We start from the raw sequence: 20,395 nt of genomic DNA on the forward strand, positions 1-20,395 counted from the left end.
GGTTTTATTCTCGTTAAAAAGTGTTTCAATTTTAATTCTTTCAGCTAAAGAAAGCCGTCTATGTTTTAAACTCATAATTACAAATCTATAATTTTAGATTTGTTGCGTTAAGTTATTGAATAGACCTCGTTTTGCTCAAATTACACCTAACGTGTTTGTGTATGGTTAGTTGCGTGGTTAAGCAACTAAATTAGCAAACTTTTACGAACCCGAGAAAATTCCGCAGGAATTTTCGCAAGTATGCACGTAAAAAGCAATTAATTATACACGTTGTTACCCAACGTTTTTTATTTCAGCCAACTTTCTATACATAATGACTTATATAGTTTATCTTTAACTAAATAAGAAACGCATTTTAATTTCTAAAAATTAATGAAGCTTTATATTAAATATATGGTAAGCTTAAGATGTAAGCTTTTAGTTAAAAATGAGCTAGAAAAACTGGGTTTACACTATATAAGTGTTGAGCTTGGAATGATTGAAATAAAAGAAGATATTTCTGAATCTCAAAAACAAGAATTCAAATCAAATTTAGCTAAATCAGGGTTAGAATTAATAGATGATAATAGAAGTATTCTTATAGATAAAATTAAAAACGTGATTATAGAAATGATTCATTATTCTGATGAAGTCCCAAAAGTTAATTATTCAGATTACATAGCACAAAAATTGAATTATGATTACACGTATTTATCAAATTTGTTTTCAGAAGTAAAAGGAATTACTATTCAGCATTTTATTATTAAACACAAAATAGAAAGGGCAAAAGAATTGATTCTTTATAACGAACTTAATCTCACTGAAATCGCCTATAAATTAAATTACAGTAGTGTTGCTCATTTGTCTAATCAATTCAAAAAAGTTACTGGACATACACCTACTTTTTATAAAAAAATAGGACAAAAAAGAAAGCTGAATCTAGAGAATCTGTAACATGTGTAATCATATATGTCAGTTGTGTAACACAATTTAAGGTATTAGTTGTCATCTTTGTGACAGTAGTACAATTAAGCACTACTTTAAATACATAATTATGGAAACCCAGAACAAAGAAGGCGAGAAAAAGACAAGTGAGCTATTTAAATTTAGTGGCGATTGGGACAAACAATCAAAAGCATTGAAAGTGAAATATCCAAAATTGACTTCTGAAGATGTGAAATTTGAAAGTGGTAAAGAATTAGATTTAATCAAGAGATTAGAGAACAAGTTAGATAAAGACAGAAATGAAGTTGTAGGTATCTTGAAATCAAATTATAAAAGCATTGCAAATGCAATCTAGAATATTAAGTTAAGCCTATGTATTAAGAACAGTTTAGTGAAAAACTGTTCTTTTTTATAAGCTTTATTTTAAATCAGTGATTGGTGTAATTATAGCCATAAAGTGTATAACTTAATATACTATCTCATCGTTATCTTTGTAAGGCTATTAATCAATTAGGGAAGTTAGGATAAGTTATTAATTCGGACTTAAAAAAGCAGACTCAAGTCTGCTTTTTTTTGTAAAAATAGTATTCAACAGCGATATATATAATTCGCTCGATTAACTTTTTTTAGTTCCATTTCATAGGTTGCAAACGTCTAATAAACTTTATTTGTTTTCTTTCATTCTGAGCAATATTTAAATACACTGGTTTATCCTTTAAATTATTAATTATGTTCTTAACAAAAGGTTCAATGACAACAGTAGTTTTTAGTTGCTTTTTTTTAGATACCTCAAATTCTATATCTATAATGTCGTTAATGTGTAAATGTATCATAATCTATATATTTTTTATACAACAAAGTTGAGGCTATTTCCTTTCCTTATATTACATGACAATATTGAGTTTTTATACATTTAACTTATTTAATATTTTTTAATTATTTAGTTCTAAACCGTAATATCTGTAATTCTTTTCAGAAGTTATATAACTTAATCAAAATCATAAAGTTTAACTTGTTATACAATACTTAACATTTAAAAAATTATAATCATGTCAAAAGAAAAAAGCGGTAAAGCTAAAAACAGTAAAACAGCACCAACTAGGACATCTAAAGAAAAGAAACAAGCTAAAGCAGAAAAGAGACGAATCAAAAAGGACGAGTAAATACAATTTGTAATATGAAGAATTATGAATTTGAAATCCTTAAGGCATTCAACATTGGCGATAAGCTGAAATATGTTTCGAATACTATAATTGTTAAACACATTTTAAATGAAAAAACAGGCAATATAATGGCTTTAGCGTTGGACTATGGTAAAGTGTATAAGCCCAAACTAACACCTTTTTCAACTTTTGTGAATGTCATTGAAGGAAAAGCAGAAATTGTGGTAGACGACATATCGACTTACTTACAAAAGAATGATTCCATGATTATTCCAGGTCATGTTTTATATACAATAGAAGCAAATGAAAGGTTTAAGATGCTTTCAATCATTTTAAAAAGTGGCTATGATGATTTAGAACCATAGAATAAAATCAATAATTATGAGTAATTTATTTAAATCAGGTGATATAGTGTGTGCAAAAGTTAATCCTACAAAATCTCTAAAAGTTAGAATTTTTGCTAGAAAAGTATACTATTGTGATGTATATAATCAACCAGAAGAAAAAGAAGAAGTTTATTTTGAAAGAGAAATTGAATTTTATAAAAATGAAAACTAGATATAGTTGAATTAGGAAAGTAATTTTGACAATGTTGGGTAACGGTCTGGTATAACCGTCAGTTACGGGTTAAAGTACGTAAATTTTTCGGTTAAGCACTGATGTTAGCAATTCCGATTGGATTCGGACGTAGTCGAATCCGCCGTAATTGCGGTTATACATTGTTGTACGCTTTTTTTTATTCTTTCAAGAAAGCTAGATTCTCAGGATAAACTTTCATATTTTTAATCATTTTTGTTGCCCGTTTGAAATTGTACTCTTTGACATTATAGAGAGTTAGTTCTTTCCAGTCTTTCTGAATATCATCTAGAACCAACTCTAACCTGTCATCATTATTGAATATGATGGACTTTTCCAGTTTGTGTCTTAGATGTTCAAATTTCCCCGAGTTTAGCCTATGCTTTTCACTTAGATTACTGGGTTTTATAACTTTATTAACCGTACCTAGTAAAGTACTAATTCCAGCCATAATAGCAACCCATACGATTATATCTTCCTTGTCATTAGGCATCTGTTTCAAGTAGAATGTTAAAGCAGCAATTATTGCTGGTATACCAACAATTGACCAAGAAAGAATCTCAGAAAATGTATTAAGGTGTCTCGATTCGATTCTATGTGCATGTTCAAGAGTGTGAATCTTTCTCATCCAATCTAAGCCAAGTAGTTTCTGCTTGTTATAGTATTTCTTAATTTCTCTGTCAATTTTATAAAGGCTTGGGAAAATATTAATTTGTTCATACTTAAAGCCTGTGTTTGAGTCGTTTTTTGGACCCACAACTTTTGACAAATTATTTAGCCCTTCATCCGAATTGAATAAGAATAAAGTTGCGGTTAGAGGTGTATTAGAATTGGAACTATGATATTCATTTATTGAAACAGAATAATCTTGTCCTATTGTTACTGTTTCACCAGAAGTCTTTTTAATCGTAACATTTTCTATGTCAACATTTAGCTCAGACCTTCTTTTAGTTAAACCTTTATCATCTTTTTCAGATTTCCAATCTATTCTATACAGGCTATTGTCTGAAGTATTGTCTGTTGCCAAAACTTCATACCTGTTGTTAGAGATACTACCAACTAAAATATGGCTTTGAGCATTAAAGAGGTGGGAATGAACTTTGTATTTTCTAAATTCATTTTCTTTAAATTCATTTGCGAAGGATTCATCCCAAATATGAAGTCTCAAAATTTTGCGATTATCCTCTGACTCATACCTATATAATTCAATCGATAAAAAACCTTGTGAGCCGATTCCAGCTTTTGGGTTGTCCTTTTTGAAAAATGTTAAGCTATCAAAAATTAATCGCCATGCAAATAGTGTGTTTATTCGTTTTCTAGCCTTAAAAGCCTTTAGGGAATAGTTTGATAGTATTATTAGTTTAATAAAGCTTATAGCCACTGATGATTCATTAACAGAGTATTTACTCAAAATCTCATCATATTCTAATAAATTTTTGTCTCGGTAGATGCGTAAGACTAAATTTTCAATATCAATCCTAACATGAAATTTATTTGGGATAATATGTTTCAATAGATTATCCCCAGTCGCTTTAAATTGATGTTTTGAAATGTATGATTCCATTATTTTTTTCTCTCGCTAATTGCGTACAACTCGTATTATCATTAATTTCATGCCTATTATCCAACCAAAACCCAACAAATAATAACCAATAAACTTCGGTCATTATAAAGCTAGCCCATCAAAATAGAATACAAATCACCAAAGGCAAAATGCAATGCTATAACAATATCAGGTAAGGTGCATACACACCTAAAGTAACCCAATAGGGGATAATCGGTAAAAGTGCTATTGTAATAAAAAGGAAGAGTTTAAATATACAATTTATTTAAAACGTAGCAAATCAAATTAAAAATAATAGAAAGGTAAAGCATAATGGGGGCAAATTGTGTCATACACAATAAATCAATACATCGTTAACCGTTAATTTTCATTATATTTAATAAGTAAAACAATTATAATGTGCTTCCATACCACAACAACTGCTAAAACCAACACCTTAGAAAAACACTTTAAGGTTAAATTAAGCTCAGAAAACCTCAGGCAGATTTTCGATAAGCCGCAATACCATCTTAACGGATTCTCACATCCCAATATGTTGGTCATTCCACAGCAAAATAAAGAGGTGTTTGCACCAGGCGTATGGGGCATAGTACCAAGCGATAAACCAAGCAATCAAATTTTAGACTATTATAAAGGGGCTGTAAAGTATGGTGGCGGATTAAATGCCAGGTCAGAAAAACTTACTAGCCATTTTATATATAAAGAAGCCATACACCAACAGCGGTGTATCATACCGGTTACTGGCTTTTTCGAGCCTCACGACCATAACAAAAAGAAATACCCCGTATTTATAAAAGATAAAAAAGAGCAACCTTTAGCCTTAGCAGGTATTTACACGGTAATAGACACCTACATAACCTTTGCCATCATAACAAAAGAAGCGTCTCCATTACTGACAAAAGTACACAACCTAAAAAAAAGGCAACCACTAATGCTAGATCAAGAATTAGCAAACCAGTGGTTACAGCCCAATCTTAATGAAAACGATATAACCGACATAACAAAATACAATTACCCCGATAGCCATTTAAAAGCCTATACAGTAAGCAAAGACTTATTCAGCCCTAAGGTCGATAGCAACTATAAAGAAATTAGCGATGAGGTGCAGTACGAAGGCGTAAACTTTAACTAAAATACTATTCTACTAAGCGTTCTAAAGCTTTTAGCTCCACACCAAGATTCGTAAAAAGCTGAATGATACTGCTAATCTTCAATTCCTTTTCATCATACTCTTGGGTGTTTATACTACAGGTAAACTCCCAAAGTTCTAGCACATCATCAATAGATACCTCATAAGGGGCATAGGCGGTATTATCAGACACCAAACGCAAGGTGTTATTATCAGCAATCTGGTTATATACACGCTTATAAACCATACCCTCATCTTTGGTAATTAATACATAAGTACGCCCACTAGTAATATCCTGCCTGCTTTCCACAAAACGCCCTATAACATAAGCCCCAGGTTTCATGGGCAACATCGAATCCCCTTTAATAGGAAAAGCACGATGCTTGCCGGTAGGCAAAAACGGCAATTTTATTTTCTGTAGCTGCTCAATATACTCAGGGTCATCATAACCGGCCAAATACCCAGCACTAGCTTTTACGGGTACCACTTCAATCAAATCATCATCATCACTATCCACCGTAATGGGGAAAAGTACACGCTGCTGTCCAACTTCTATAAACGAGGCATCACGACCCTTCGTTAAATCGTTACGCAACAAAATATCAATAGGCAGTTTAAAATAATCCGATACCGCAATTAAAAAGTCTATCGTTGGGGCCGACCGTCCTTCCTCATACGAGCTTATACGCGAGCGAGTCACCTGTAAATCTTCTGCAAGAACCTCTTGTGTTAAGCCTTTTAAATGCCGTAAATGCTTTAAGTTTTTGGTTATCATAGACATGTGTGAAACAGATTTAAATGATGTGCTTTGATTGTTAAAAAAGCTTTTTTGCTACAAATATAAGCAATAAAAGATTGTATTTGTAGCTAATTTTGTAACGTGAAGAAAAATATTTTACATATGGATCTCGACACCTTTTTTGTGTCTTGCGAACGCTTAATGGATAGCCGCTTACAAAAACGCCCCATTTTAGTAGGCGGTACTGGTGATAGGGGGGTGGTTTCCGCTTGCAGTTACGAAACTCGTAAGTTTGGGGTGTATTCTGGTATGGCCATGAAAGTAGCTCGCCGTTTATGCCCCGAAGCTGTGGTTATTCGTGGTAATGCCGCCATATACTCCAAATATTCTCACCAGGTTACAGACATCATTAAGCAAAATGTACCCCTGTTTGAAAAAGCCAGTATTGACGAATTCTATGCCGATTTAACCGGAATGGATAAATTCTATGGTTGTTATAAATATGCTTCCGAACTACGGCATACCATTATTAAAGAAACCGGTCTCCCCATTTCCTTTGGGCTTTCGGCAAATAAAATAGTGTCTAAAGTAGCTACTGGCGAAGCGAAACCCAACAATAGGTTGTGCATAGATCAAGGCTTCGAAAAACCTTTTTTAGCACCCCTATCTATTAAAAAAATCCCTTCCGTAGGTAATAAAACGTATCAAATACTTCGGAATCTGGGTATCGATAAAATAAGCACCATTCAGCAAATGCCTGTGGAAATGTTAACCAGTGTGCTTGGGGTAAACGGACGTACCATTTGGAAACGTGCCTTGGGTATCGATAATCCACCGCTTATTCCGTTTCACGAACGTAAATCCATATCCATGGAGCGCACCTTTGGTAAAGATACCATCGATATGAAAATGCTTAGAACCACCATTTTTGCCATGGCCGAAAGTTTAGCCTATCAGTTAAGAAACGGAAATAAATTAGCCGCTTGCATTAGTGTTAAAATCAGGTATTCAGATTTTAATACCTACTCCAAACAAATGAAAATTCCTTATTCTAGTGCAGACCACGTAATTATACCACGCGTTTTAGAACTGTTTGAAAAACTTTACCAACGCCGACTATTAATTAGGCTTGTGGGCGTAAAGCTTAGTAACCTGGTATCAGGGAGCTATCAAATTGATTTGTTTGACGATACTCAAGAAATGCTAAACCTCTATAATGCCATGGATAAAATTCGCAATCGTTTTGGCGAACACAGCGTAAAAAAAGCGTCAGCCTTAGGGGCAAAATCCATTGGAGGTGTACAAAACCCATTTAATGGCGAACCTCCTATTGTATTAGCACATCGTACACAATAAATCTGTAATCCATAGCCTTGTATCTTAATTGTCATACATATTATTCCTTACGCTTCGGAACCTTTTCCGAAGTCGAGCTTTTAGAGTTAGCCTCACAATACGGTTGCTCTTCCATAGCCCTAACCGATATAAATAATACCTCAGCGTGCTTAAATTTTTGTCGTAAAGCACAAGAATTCAATATAAAGCCGGTTGTAGGTATCGATTTTAGAAATGGAGCAGCACAAAAATTTGTAGGGATAGCTAAAAATAATCAAGGGTTTTACGAGCTAAATAGCTTAAGTGCGTCCTATAATCACAATAACATTACTGTACCTAACCGTGCGCCTGAGCTTAAAAACAGCGTTATCATCTATCCGTTTGAAACGGTTTTAGAGGAAAACGTCACACACTTTAAATCTTACGAGTATATTGGTGTATCGGTTAACGAACTCCGTAAACTACCCTTTACCAAATACATAAACTTTAAAGATAAGCTCGTTATACAGCAGCAAGTAACTCTTCGTAATAAAAAAGATTTTAATGCACACCGCTTACTAAGGGCTATCGATAAGAATACTTTACTTAGCAAACTCGATAAAGCAGAGGAGTGTAACCCTACCGATATCATGTGGCCACTAAGCGAACTAAAGCAAGCCTATGCCCAATACCCATACATCTGGGAAAATACAAAACACCTTTTCGAGCAATGCAGTATCGTGTTTGCGTTTGGCGAAAACCGGGTAGCTCAAAACCAACAAACGTATTTAGGGTCTAAAAAAGAGGATGTTAAGTATTTAAAGCAACTGTGCTATAATAACCTAGCTAAACGCTATAGCAATCCATCTCATAAAGTAAAACAGCGTTTGAAAACAGAGTTAGAAACCATTGAGGCTATGGATTTTGTGTCCTATTTTCTCATCAATTACGATATTATTAGCTATGCCAAATCCAAAGGTTATATACATGTAGGGCGGGGTAGTGGTGCTAATAGTATTGTTGCCTATATTATTGGTATTACCAATGTTGATCCTATTGAACTCGATTTATATTTCGAACGTTTTATAAATCCATACCGAGCCTCTCCACCCGATTTCGATATCGATTTCTCCTGGAAAGACCGCGAAGATATCACCCAATATATCTTTAAACGCTTCAATCACGTGGCCTTATTAGCCACTTATAATACCTTTAAATATCGGGCTGTAGTGCGCGAATTAGGCAAAGTATTCGGCTTACCTAAAGAGGAAATCGATCGTTTAGCTGCAGAGAAACAGAGTACAAAACCCCTCGATACTATGGCTAGCCTTGTAGTAAAATATGGTAAACTTATTCAAGGCTTTCCTAACTATGTTAGTGTGCATTCTTGTGGCATCCTCATTTTACAAAAACCGGTACACTATTATTCCACAACAAATATGCCGCCTAAAGGCTTTCCTACCGTGCAATTCGATATGATTATTGCGGAAGATGCAGGCATCTTTAAATTCGATATTTTAGGCCAACGCGGACTAGCAAAAATTAAAGAGGCGCTTGAAATTATTAAATACAACCAACCCCAGGCACCACCCATCGATATCAACCAAATTGAAACTTTTAAAAAAGACCCTAATATTAACGCCCTTTTAAAAAACGGGCGCGCTATTGGGGCCTACTATGTCGAATCTCCTGCCATGCGCGGACTCATGCAAAAACTACAAACTCAAGATTATTTGGGGCTTGTGGCAGCCAGTTCTATCATTCGCCCCGGTGTATCTAGTTCGGGTATGAAACAGGAATTTATCAAACGCCAACGCTACCCCGAAACCAGATCACAGGCCAACCCTAAACTCCTTGAAATTATGCCTGAAACCTATGGTATCATGGTCTATCAAGAAGATGTGCTTAAAGTAGCCAACCAGTTTGCCGATTTAACCCTAGGGGAAGCCGATGTACTTCGTCGTGGTATGAGCGGTAAGTTTCGCTCCAGAGCCGAATTTAACGCAGTCGAACAAAAATTCATTGCCAATTGTAAAGCCAAAGGCTATACACAAGAACTCACCCTAACCGTATGGAACCAAATTAAAAGCTTCGCAGGCTACGCTTTTGCTAAAGGCCATTCGGCCTCTTATGCGGTAGAGAGTTATCAAAGCCTCTTTTTAAAATGCTATTATCCCCTCGAATTTATGGTCGCTGTGCTAAATAATGGCGGAGGCTTTTACAGTGCAGAGCATTACATACATGAGGCTAAAATGTGTGGAGCTAGCATACAACCTCCCTGCATTAATACCAGCCAATTCGAAAATAGAATACAACATAAAACCATCTATCTTGGTTTGGGCTACCTTAAAAGCCTCGAAAAAATAGTTATAAAAAGACTGCTCACCGAACGTAATTTTAATGGAGCATACAAATCTTTAGACGATCTTATAGACCGCGTGCCTATAAGCATCGAGCAACTCACTATCTTAATTCGTAGCAATGCTTTGCGCTTTACGGGGCAACCCAAAACCGAACTGCTATGGCAAGCTATTTTTAAATGCAATGCCAATAAAGCAAAAACACCACAGGCAAAACTGTTCAAGCCCCAACAAAAACAATTTACCTTACCAACATTAAAAACCACTGCTATCGAAGAGGCTTATGACCAAATGGAACTCCTGGGCTTCCCATTATGCTCGTACTTCCAGCTAATTAACGAAAAACTACAACCACACATTAAAGCCAAACAACTAAAGCAGTTTAACAATAAAAAGGTATTGCTCTATGGCAGTTTGGTAAATACCCGCTTTCATAAAACAAGCCAAGGCAAACGTATTCGCTTTTGCACCTTTATAGATCAAGAGGGGCAATATTTCGATACCGTACATTTCACTAAGGTAGTCGAAAAATATCCCATCCACGGTTTAGGGGTGTATGCTTGCTATGGTAAAGTGACCGCCGATTTCGATTTCTATAGCCTCGATATCACCTGGTCCAGAAAACTACAAATCATTCCAGACCCTAGAGGCTAAGGCAAGCTAAAAATGGGGTCATACCTTCTCCAAAGTATCTATAATTAAAAACGTATTCATAAAGTTATACTAATAGTGAAATCAATATTTTTACCAATAAATTGGTTATTTTTACACAAAAACCATATATTTAACCAATATAATGGTAATGATATGTTAGAGGTGATAACAATAAAAGAGGTGAAAATTAAGATTGGTGAGGCGTGTAAAGCACTTCGTAAATCAAACAACCTGTCTCGAGAAGATTTAGCAGAGGCTCTGGAGGTCTCAAGCACAACCATTCAAAACATCGAAAATGGTAAAAATGCAACACTCGACAATGTATTAAAAGTAGCAAATCATTTTGGGCTATTGCAAGCTATTACTAAAGAAATAGATAAAACCATTACAAACCAAAACAATATATCACTCTATTAATAAATGGCCAAAGATAAAATTATAGAGCTTATGGCGTTTGGCCTAGAAATAGGAAAATTAGGCTACGATCTAGATCAAGGTAAATCCGTTTTTCAATATAACCCTGAATTCTTAGATTCAGGTAAGTATTCAAAACTATTTCCCTTTATTTTCAAACGTACTAAACAAGCGCAAGTATTCACAGAATACCAACAGGATACCTTTCAAGGCTTACCGCCTATGATAGCCGATTCCTTACCGGATACTTTTGGGAATATAATATTCCAAGAATGGCTTACCTCACGAGGAATTCAAAAAGTAACACCCCTTGAGCAACTGGCCTATGTGGCAGACCGTGGTATGGGCGCACTAGAATATAAACCGGTCAAAGAGTTGCCTAACACTACTAAGGTTAACTTAGATGAGGTTGTTACTATTTTAGAAAAAGTTCTTAAACTAAAAGAAGACACAACCGGTAAAAACCTCAGCGAATTAGCCCTACTTAATGTATTCAAAATAGGAACTTCGGCGGGTGGGGCAAGACCTAAAATATTAATATCTGAACATAAAGAAACTGGTGAAATTATTGCTGGTGATAGAGCATTTAGCGACGCCTATAATCACTATTTAGTAAAATTACATATGGATGATGGCGATGGGTATAATAAAGAAAAAGTAGAATATGCCTATTACCTATTGGCCCAAGAAGCAGGCATAAATATGATGCCATCAAAGCTTATAGAAAACAAACATTTTGCAACCCTTAGATACGACAGACAAAACGGTGAAAAACAGCACGTGCTTACAGTAACCGGTTTAACGGGGTGGGACTTTAAAAGTCAACCTGAAAATTCATCCTATGAAAATGTTTTCAAAGTAGCCTTAAGTCTAAACGTGCCTCATAAAGATATACAGCAACTATTCAAACGTATGGTGTTTAATCTTGTGTTTAAGAATGTAGACGACCATTTAAAAAATCATAGCTTTATCTATAATAAAGATAATAATACCTGGAATTTAGCCCCTGCATACGATCTAACTTATGCCCTAAATCCGCTATTCACGTTTAAAACCACCTCCAGAGCCTTATCCATTAACGGCAAGCGTACAAATATTACAATAAAAGACCTATTAACCATTGCCGAGGAGTTCGCCATTAAAAACCCTAAAGGAATCATTAAAGAGGTCCAAGTCCTAATTCCACGATGGTCAGCCCTTGCAACGGAGTTAGAAATACCCGAAAATATTACTAAAGCCATTCAAAAAGAATTAACAGTAATAGAATATAGCAAATAGCGCACACGCATATTTAAGAGATAACAGATCAAACGAAACCAATTAAATAAAGCATATCTTAACCAAATCAAGCGAAATCATATAAAATAATCAGAGCAAACTAGGTAAATAGAATACAAATCTTACAAATTTTATCATTTTGTATGTCGATTTTTTCTTAAAGATTTTTATTTTTAATGATTCAACCAATCAACCAATAAAAATTTAATGACAAATAGCAAGCTTACAATCACTCGTTGTCAATTACAGGATAAAGATTTTATTAATCATACTAAACGATTTTACAGGCAGTTTTATTAACGAAACCAATTAAAGTCAGGTGGTTTAAACAATGAAAAGTAGTTTATCAACCTAAAAAAGTTAAATTAATAAAATTAAAAATAGAATCGTTGTAAGGGTTTAAGTCAAAATATAGGTTCTTTGACTAACTATTACTTTCCAAAATTAATTGTAATTACAGAGATTTATATTTTTAAGTTCTAAATAATCAACAACTTATTAATGTCATTATATCAATCTTCGGTACTTAAACACTATTTAAAATTACAAGATAGTGAAGCCATAAATAAAGCATATAAAAAATATACCAAGTACTTTTTAAACCCAACTATTCAAGATAACATACGTAGCTCTAAAGAAGAAGAATACCAAGGCATTTTCCTTACAGAATTGTTTGTTAATATATTAGACTACACCCTTAAACCCAAAGCTAACTTTAATTTAGTAGCAGAATATAAAAACCAAAATAACGCACGTAAAGCCGATGGCGCCATTTTACATAACGATATAGCTATTGGTGTTATAGAATTAAAAGGCACAAATACTAAAGATTTAGAAAGCATACGTAAACAAGCGTTCGATTATAAAGCAAACCAGAAAGGATGCGTTTATGTAATAACATCTAATTTCGAAAAACTACGTTTTTACATTAACGATGCCACCGAGTTTGAAGAATTCAATTTATTCGAGCTTACACCAGAACGATTTGAGCTGTTATACATCTGTTTGCAAAAAGACAATGTATTAAATAACACAGCTTTAAAAATTAAAGAGCAGTCGGTTGTTGAAGAAGAACAAATAACCAAACAATTTTATAAAGACTATTCTGTATTTAAACGTGAACTGTTTAGAGACCTGGTTAAACGCAATGCTAAAACATTAAAAGCACAAGCATCTAATGTCACATCGAGCGCAGTCGAGAGGTCTCAAGAAGAACTATTGGAAGTACAACGTCTAGAAAAAAACGTTAAACTAACCCTCTTTAAAAAATCACAAAAATTAATAGACCGTTACCTGTTTATTTTCTTTGCCGAAGATAGAGGCTTACTACCACCAAATAGCACTCAACAAATATTAGATAAGTGGAAAGCCGATGTAGATTTTGGAGACGACCGCCCACTTTATACGCTTTTTAAACAATATTTTAAATTTTTAGACCAAGGTAGAGCAGGAACATCAAACCGAGCCGAAATATACGCTTATAACGGTGGTTTATTTAAAGAAGATAAAACCCTAGATAGTTTAGACATAGATAGCGATTTACTATACAAACACACCTGTAAATTGGCAGCTTACGATTTTGAAAGTCAAGTAGATGTAAATATACTTGGGCATATTTTTGAAAACTCACTAAACGAAATAGAAAGCGTTAATGCCGAAATTGAAGGTGGCGACTTCGATAAACAAAAATCTAAACGTAAAAAAGATGGCGTTTTTTACACGCCTAAATACATTACCAAATATATTGTTGAAAATACCATTGGTAAACTGTGCGACGAAAAGAAAACCGAACTAGGCTTTAAAGAAGAAGAATATTTTAAAGGCAGAAAAAACAGAAATAAAACAACCATAACCAAATTAGTAAGTATTTTAGATACTTACCGCGATTGGTTACTACAACTCACCATTTGCGACCCTGCCTGTGGTTCTGGTGCTTTTTTAAACCAAGCTTTAAACTTTTTAATAGCAGAACACCAATATATAGACGAACTTAAAACAAAGGTTTTAGGTGGTGGCTTACAATTTCCAGATATAGAAAACACCATACTAGAAAACAATATTTACGGAGTAGATTTAAACGAAGAATCTGTAGAAATTGCAAAACTTTCCCTTTGGTTACGTACCGCACAACCACGCCGTAAATTAAACGATTTAAGTAGCAATATAAAATGCGGTAACTCTTTAATAGATAGTAAAGCCGTTGCAGGAGATAAAGCTTTTAATTGGCAAGAACAATTTCCTAAAGTGTTTGAAAAAGGTGGTTTTGATGTGATTATTGGTAATCCGCCTTATGTTAGTTCCAAAGGGAATAATTTCTCTTTAAAGGAAAAAGAATATTATACCAAATATTATGAATGTGCTATCTACCAGATTGATTTATATTTACTTTTCAATGAAAAATCGATTGACATTATAAAAGACAATGGAGTTATTTCTTTAATTGAGCCAAATGCTTGGATGAATAACTTATTTTTAAAACCTATTCGTAAATATCTACTCGAAAACACTACAATTTACGAAATTGTAAATACACCAATCGGAGTTTTCAAAGATGCTACTGTTGATACAGTTATCATAACTTATTCTAAAAAGTCTAAAAAAGCTTATTCTATTAAAATTCTAGAAGCCAAAGGGCAAGAAATTGCATTGCTTCACAATAAAAGTATTGAAAGTTTTAGAGATAACGAAAACTATGATTTTGATATTTTAGTATCTGAATACGATAAACAAATAGTTTCTAGAATAGAATCAAATACTACTCCTTTAATTGAATTAACACAAGCTTCGAGTGGTATTAAAGAATATGAAAGAGGTAAAGGGAATCCACCTCAAAGTGCCGAAGTAGTTAAGAATAAACCCTTCAATTCAAATATTAAGTTAAATGAAAATTACATAGAGCATATATCTGGAACAGATGTAAATCGTTTTGTGTTAAATTGGCAGGGTAATTACTTAAATTATGGTGAGTGGATTGCAGCGCCAAGAAATCCAATATTTTTTGATGGGGAAAGGTTAATTATAAGAGAGATTCCAGGAAAAAATAGCCTCATAGTTTCGTACACTTGTGACAAGTATACGGTTAAAAACACCGCTCATGTATTCAAAGTTTCAAATAATGAATACTCGATATTTGCGCTTTTGGGTGTTTTAAACTCTAAATTAATGGGGTTTTATTTTAAAAAGAAGTTTTCGGAAGATGATGACGTTTTTCCAAAAGCAAAATTGGGTCAATGTAAAAAATTGCCAATAACAATCAGCTTGAAAAATAATAAAGATTTTGATTTAATAATCTCAAATATTATATCTGAAATTCAGAATTACACTCTTTTATCAGAAAAATTCCAAAACTATATTCAGCAGTCCTTTCAGCTAGAAAGACTACCCAAAAAACTACAAAACTGGCACGAGTTAGAGTTTGGCGAGTTTATAAAAGAGTTAAACAAAGCCATAAAAACCAGTAACAAACTAAGAGCTAAACAAGTAGCAGAAACGGTCACTTCGAGCGCAGTCGAGAAGTCTCAACCAGTAGAGATACCAACCCTAACTAGAAAAGACGAGTTTGAGTGGTTAGACCTCTTTGAAGACAACAAACAAAAAGCGCAAGCCTTACAAGCCCAAATTAACCAAACCGATAAAGAAATAGACCAAATGGTTTATGAGTTGTACGGCTTAACCGAAGAAGAAGTCCAAATTGTCGAGAATAGTTAAGTAAGTGCAATATGAGTAATAAGGAATCAAATAAGGATTTTCAAACAGATTGGGCGTTTAAGGATGATTTTATAAAACATATTCATATTTCAGAAGCTAAAAGTGGTTTAAATGGGTATTACTGTCTTGGATGTAAAAAGGAGATGCAGGCTGTAAAAGGTCAAATTAGGGAGCACTATTTTAGGCATCATGCTAAAGATGTAGATAAAAACAACACAGAATGTGTAGTTGCTAATAGAAAATATAGAGAGCTAATAGCTAGAGATATTCTTCAAAGATTAAAACGATTAAAAGTGCCAGCTATATATAAATATCCACCTAAAAATAGTGATGGAGCACCAAACCTACTAGAACAATCAAAGACTATACAAGCTTTTAGTGTAAAATCAGAATTAACATTTTATGAAGATGAAGAATGTAATGTAAGATATGGTCAAAATCCAAATATTGAAGAAAGACATTTATTAATCAGACCAGATATATCATTCTTTAATGAAAAACAAGAGCCTATTTTATTGGTAGAATTTGTAGTGACGCATAAAATCGATAACGAAAAAAGAGCCAAACTTAAACGTTTAGGTTTAAATACAGTACAAATAATAATACCTAAAAAAAATGAAGAAGAAATAGAAAAAGCATTAAAATCAAGTACAAAAGTTAAATGGGTATATAATGAAGTCGAAGCAAACACCAACTATATATACACTTCCAAGTCATCTAGTAGCGGAGTATGGGAAATTGATGACGAGCAGAGTAGAATTTTCGAAGAATCTTACAAATGCAGAGCAAACCAAATTAGCAACCTTATACGGTCAGTTAAACGAATTATGGACTCGCAATCGTACAAAAGAGCTGAACAACACTTTGAATCTGAGATATCAAGAGTTGAGAACGCTACAAAAGCAGAGAAAGAGGGATTGGAACAAATGGAGGGAAGATTTAAGCGAGAAATATTTGCACGGTATAAAGACAAGTTCGATCAACTTGCAAGAGAGCAAGAAGATTTTCAAGAAAGAAGAGCAAATCTTGAAGAGCAAAGTAAAGACTTGGAAACAAGATATTTTAATAAGAAAAGAGAATTTGACCAAGAGGAAACTGACCTATCAAGAAGTATTGCAGAACACTCTGATATTGGAGAAGCTTCAGAACGAATTAGAGCAGAGTTTAGAAGCAGAAAGATTAAAATTGGAGAAGAGTCAAAGTCAATTAAAAATGCTATCGATAGAATTAGAAGAGAAATCAAAGATTTACCAAAAGCGTTTAAACAACTTGAAATTGAAGCAAAAGGAAGATTTGACAGTGATAGAGCAAAACTTGAAAAAGAAGAAAGAGATATTGGAACAGAAATGGACAAATTTGGACAGTATGCTAAAGAAGAAGAAAGTAGCATTGAAATCGAATTTGAAGAGCTTAGAAAACGAACAATTGAAAGCATTAACAATAGAGATAGCAAAGGAAATTCCGAGGTGTCCAAAAGAATTAAAGCAATACTTGATGTTGGGAGAATTTCAACCAATTATGATGAAAGACTCGAAACTTTCAAGAGATACAGAACATATCTTGAGCTTGCTAGAAGAAGAGCTTGGGAAAAGTAACAAAACGCTTGAATGGCTTATTTCGTATTATCACAATAGCATATAACATTAATTAATATTTAATTATTCAAATATCAAAGTACCCCTAGAACCATAAATTTTTAGTTAATAGCATAACTTAAAAAAAATTAAAATTTAATATTTATGGTAGAAACAATTAACAACAATCTTGACAACATTTCTTATGTAGTAGCATTTTTAATTTTAATTTGTCCTTATATCTTAAAAAGTTGGTTTGGTAAGTCACACATTGCAGGCTTAACAATTACTTTAGGTATTTTTGGAACTTTTTTCGGAGTTTTTATAGGGCTTTTAGGTTTTGATACTAATCAAATTACGGAAAGTATTCCTGTTTTATTATCTGGTTTAAAAACAGCATTTGTAACCTCTTTGGCTGGTTTAATGGCTAACTTAATTTTAAGGACTTCTCCTATAATTTATGGTTTTAAAGCAGAATCAGTTGGTAGAAAATCTGATAATATTGGAGAACAAATTATTGAATCACTTAACAAGTTAGCGAGTTCTATATCTGGTGATGGCGAATCTACTATGGTTACTCAATTACAAAAAATTAGAACTACAAACAGTGACGGCTTAGAAAAATTAAATTTATCTTTTATTGATTTTGCTGAAAAAATGGTTGCTGATAACACCCAAAGTCTAATTGATGCTCTTACCGAAGTTATGAAGGATTTTAATAATAAAATTAACGAACAATTTGGTGAAAATTTCAGAAAACTTAATGAGGCTGTTGGAGCTATGGTTGTTTGGCAAGGTAATTATAAAGATCACGTTGAAATTTTAACAGAAAGGTTCAATAATATTTCTAAAAATATTGAGGGTATTGATAAAACGTTATCTCAGACGGCTAAAAATCATACCATTATATACGAGACTAATACTAGCCTTAACAAGTTAATTAAAGATTTTTCTCTTGAGGTTTCCTCATTTGCCGAAATAGGAGCTAAAGCAAAAGATTCATTCCCATTAATAGAAAATAATATGAATAATTTGATAGAGACTTCTACAAATTATGTTAACCAAAATATAAAAAATCTGAAAACTCAATACGAGGAATTTACAACAACACAAAATAGGGTTCTAGATGATTATGGAAAAAAAATGGATGATTTTTCAAGAATAAATACAGACAATTTTAATAATTTTTCATCTAAACAAATAGAATTAGCAAATAGTTATGAAGATTCTCTAAAAAAGATGATTAATGATAATGCTGAAAGGGTTCAACAATTAGATGCAGAGTTAGGTCAAGAATTAAATCGAGCTTTAGAAAGTTTAGGAAGTCAGCTAACTAGTTTAAGTCAGCATTTTGTTAATGATTACAGACCGCTCACAGAAAGTCTTAGGAAAGTTGTTGAATTGTCAAAATCTATTTAAGCATGAAAGAATTAAATGTTAATCAAGATAGTGAAAGTCAATGGCTACCTATTTCAGATTTAATGTCTGTATTAATGATAATTTTTCTATTAATCGCAGTGAGTTATATGTTAAAAGTTTACCTCGAAAAAGAAAAAATCGAAGAAGTTGCAGTTACATATAATAAACTTCAAAATGAATTGTATGATGATTTGAGTTTAGAATTTGCTGCAGATTTAAAAAAATGGAATGCCGAAATAAACAAGCAAAATTTGAGTGTAAGATTCAAATCTCCTGAAGTTCTCTTTAGCATGGGGTCCGCAAACATTAAAAATGATTTCAAAGTTGTTTTAGATGATTTTTTTCCAAGGTTCATAAATATTTTACATTCTGATAAATATCAAAACGAAATTGATGAAATAAGAATTGAAGGACATACATCAAGCTACTGGAGGACTAATACGAATGAAAACAAGGCTTATATATATAATATGGAATTAAGTCAAGATAGGACTAGGAAAGTTTTAGAATATGTTTTGAATAAAGAAAGTAGACCTCAATTAGTTAGTTGGATAATGGAAAACGTAACCGCAAATGGCTTGTCCTCTAGTAGATTGATTTATAATGATGATGGAACTCAAAATAGAGAACTATCAAGGCGAGTTGAGTTTAGAGTAAAAACCAATGCAGAAAGAAGGATAGCAAAAATTTTAAATCAATAGGTAATGAAGTTAATCAATTTTTATGAATATCAAGAATTATCTAGTTTATTAGAGAAAATGGGGGCAGAGTTAAAGCCTATGGAATCCAATGTTGCTTGGAATGGAATTGACGATGAAAAGTTAAAAGAGCTTTTACAAACAGGAGAAACAGAAATTAGTATCAATGAAATAGATATTATTGATGGATTAATTAATTATAAAGGTGAAAATGTTATAATTTACATTAGAGATCAATATGAAAAATACTATGAAAGAGGTTATAAATTTCATTTATCTAATTGTAGAACCATTGAAAATGCAAGGCAAAATAACAGAACCTCTAGATATGTAGTTTCTTTAAAAACAGATGGATATTTCAAAATTAATTTGTTAAGAGATGATGTTGTAATTCAAAGAGATTTAAATGAGCCTTTAACAGTTTGCAAAAATTGTTTAACAAATCTAAATTTCAAAGGATATGCAGACAAAACACAAAGTCAGAAAACTCAAATTTTTAAGAACTTTAAATTAAGTGATTTCTTTAATTATTATAATGATAGACCTCAAAATTTAAACTTATTTGGTTTTTTGAATGATAATCAAGCTCCAATTAATGTTTATGCCCATAATTTTGATAAGCTGAGTTTACAATTTAGACAAAAACAAAAATTTGTTTGTGCCTCCTGTAAATTAAATTTAAGTGAATACCAGAAATACTTGCATGTACATCATAAAGATGGTAATAAAGCAAACAATAATATTTTAAACTTAGAAGCACTTTGTATTGAATGTCACTCTAATCAACCAGAACATTCAAGATTAAAATATAACCCAGACTATACTGCATTTATGAAAATTAAACATCAACTAAAAAAGTTATAATTCTTAAAGTTTATAAA

17 protein-coding genes are annotated in these 20,395 nt (G+C 32.9%); 14 read left to right on the forward strand and 3 right to left on the reverse strand.

All coding sequences use genetic code 11. The features are described 5' to 3' along the window. The first annotated feature begins 372 nt into the window (after positions 1-372). Complete coding sequence (locus LG649_RS15390) at positions 373-933, forward strand: helix-turn-helix domain-containing protein (RefSeq protein WP_226544714.1); 561 nt, start codon at positions 373-375, stop codon at positions 931-933. 100 nt (positions 934-1,033) lie between these two features. Beyond that, positions 1,034-1,279 (forward strand): hypothetical protein, encoded by a 246-nt coding sequence (locus LG649_RS15395; RefSeq protein WP_226544715.1) that lies wholly within the window; start codon positions 1,034-1,036, stop codon positions 1,277-1,279. A gap of 271 nt (positions 1,280-1,550) precedes the next feature. Here LG649_RS15395 and LG649_RS15400 read toward each other — a convergent pair whose 3' ends face one another. Further along, positions 1,551-1,757, reverse strand: coding sequence for a hypothetical protein (locus LG649_RS15400; RefSeq protein ID WP_226544716.1), 207 nt, complete (start codon positions 1,755-1,757; stop codon positions 1,551-1,553). 344 nt (positions 1,758-2,101) lie between these two features. Here LG649_RS15400 and LG649_RS15405 point away from each other — a divergent pair, with 344 nt between their 5' ends. Further along, positions 2,102-2,452 carry a cupin domain-containing protein gene (locus tag LG649_RS15405; RefSeq protein ID WP_036598520.1) on the forward strand — a complete coding sequence of 117 codons (351 nt, stop codon included), beginning with the start codon at positions 2,102-2,104 and terminating at the stop codon, positions 2,450-2,452. Positions 2,453-2,468: 16 nt separating this feature from the next. After that, positions 2,469-2,645 carry a hypothetical protein gene (locus LG649_RS15410; RefSeq protein WP_226544717.1) on the forward strand — a complete coding sequence of 59 codons (177 nt, stop codon included), beginning with the start codon at positions 2,469-2,471 and terminating at the stop codon, positions 2,643-2,645. A gap of 178 nt (positions 2,646-2,823) precedes the next feature. Here the strand turns inward: LG649_RS15410 and LG649_RS15415 are convergent, their stop codons facing one another. After that, on the reverse strand, positions 2,824-4,227 hold the full coding sequence (locus LG649_RS15415) for a hypothetical protein (protein WP_226544718.1): 1,404 nt from the start codon (positions 4,225-4,227) through the stop codon (positions 2,824-2,826). Between the two features lie 397 nt (positions 4,228-4,624). Between LG649_RS15415 and LG649_RS15420 the strand changes: the two genes are divergently transcribed. Next, positions 4,625-5,359: an SOS response-associated peptidase gene (locus LG649_RS15420; RefSeq protein ID WP_226544719.1), complete on the forward strand. Its 735-nt coding sequence runs from the start codon at positions 4,625-4,627 to the stop codon at positions 5,357-5,359. Between the two features lie 4 nt (positions 5,360-5,363). Here LG649_RS15420 and LG649_RS15425 read toward each other — a convergent pair whose 3' ends face one another. Further along, a complete protein-coding gene (locus tag LG649_RS15425) occupies positions 5,364-6,137 on the reverse strand; it encodes an XRE family transcriptional regulator (protein ID WP_226544720.1) in 774 nt (257 codons plus the stop codon). A gap of 99 nt (positions 6,138-6,236) precedes the next feature. Between LG649_RS15425 and LG649_RS15430 the strand changes: the two genes are divergently transcribed. The 9 genes from LG649_RS15430 to LG649_RS15470 all read left to right on the forward strand — a co-directional run bounded on the left by LG649_RS15430 (position 6,237) and on the right by LG649_RS15470 (position 20,378). Beyond that, complete coding sequence (locus LG649_RS15430) at positions 6,237-7,451, forward strand: DNA polymerase Y family protein (RefSeq protein ID WP_226544721.1); 1,215 nt, start codon at positions 6,237-6,239, stop codon at positions 7,449-7,451. Positions 7,452-7,468: 17 nt separating this feature from the next. Continuing rightward, positions 7,469-10,423, forward strand: a complete 2,955-nt coding sequence (locus tag LG649_RS15435; protein ID WP_226544722.1) for a DNA polymerase III subunit alpha — start codon at positions 7,469-7,471, stop codon at positions 10,421-10,423. Between the two features lie 75 nt (positions 10,424-10,498). Continuing rightward, complete coding sequence (locus LG649_RS15440; RefSeq protein ID WP_226544723.1) at positions 10,499-10,840, forward strand: helix-turn-helix domain-containing protein; 342 nt, start codon at positions 10,499-10,501, stop codon at positions 10,838-10,840. A gap of 3 nt (positions 10,841-10,843) precedes the next feature. Then, positions 10,844-12,115 carry a type II toxin-antitoxin system HipA family toxin gene (locus tag LG649_RS15445; protein WP_226544724.1) on the forward strand — a complete coding sequence of 424 codons (1,272 nt, stop codon included), beginning with the start codon at positions 10,844-10,846 and terminating at the stop codon, positions 12,113-12,115. A gap of 501 nt (positions 12,116-12,616) precedes the next feature. Beyond that, complete coding sequence (locus tag LG649_RS15450; protein WP_226544725.1) at positions 12,617-15,823, forward strand: Eco57I restriction-modification methylase domain-containing protein; 3,207 nt, start codon at positions 12,617-12,619, stop codon at positions 15,821-15,823. Positions 15,824-15,834: 11 nt separating this feature from the next. Then, positions 15,835-17,418 (forward strand): hypothetical protein, encoded by a 1,584-nt coding sequence (locus LG649_RS15455; protein ID WP_226544726.1) that lies wholly within the window; start codon positions 15,835-15,837, stop codon positions 17,416-17,418. Positions 17,419-17,562: 144 nt separating this feature from the next. Then, positions 17,563-18,816 carry a hypothetical protein gene (locus LG649_RS15460; RefSeq protein ID WP_226544727.1) on the forward strand — a complete coding sequence of 418 codons (1,254 nt, stop codon included), beginning with the start codon at positions 17,563-17,565 and terminating at the stop codon, positions 18,814-18,816. Positions 18,817-18,818: 2 nt separating this feature from the next. After that, the gene (locus LG649_RS15465) at positions 18,819-19,517 is read left to right on the forward strand and encodes an OmpA family protein (protein ID WP_226544728.1); all 699 of its coding nucleotides are present in this window, start codon (positions 18,819-18,821) and stop codon (positions 19,515-19,517) included. Between the two features lie 3 nt (positions 19,518-19,520). Then, positions 19,521-20,378 (forward strand): HNH endonuclease family protein, encoded by an 858-nt coding sequence (locus LG649_RS15470; RefSeq protein ID WP_226544729.1) that lies wholly within the window; start codon positions 19,521-19,523, stop codon positions 20,376-20,378. The last annotated feature ends 17 nt before the right edge of the window (positions 20,379-20,395 follow it).

The organism is Neotamlana laminarinivorans (assembly GCF_020523925.1).
Taxonomy (GTDB): Bacteria; Bacteroidota; Bacteroidia; order Flavobacteriales; family Flavobacteriaceae; genus Neotamlana; species Neotamlana laminarinivorans.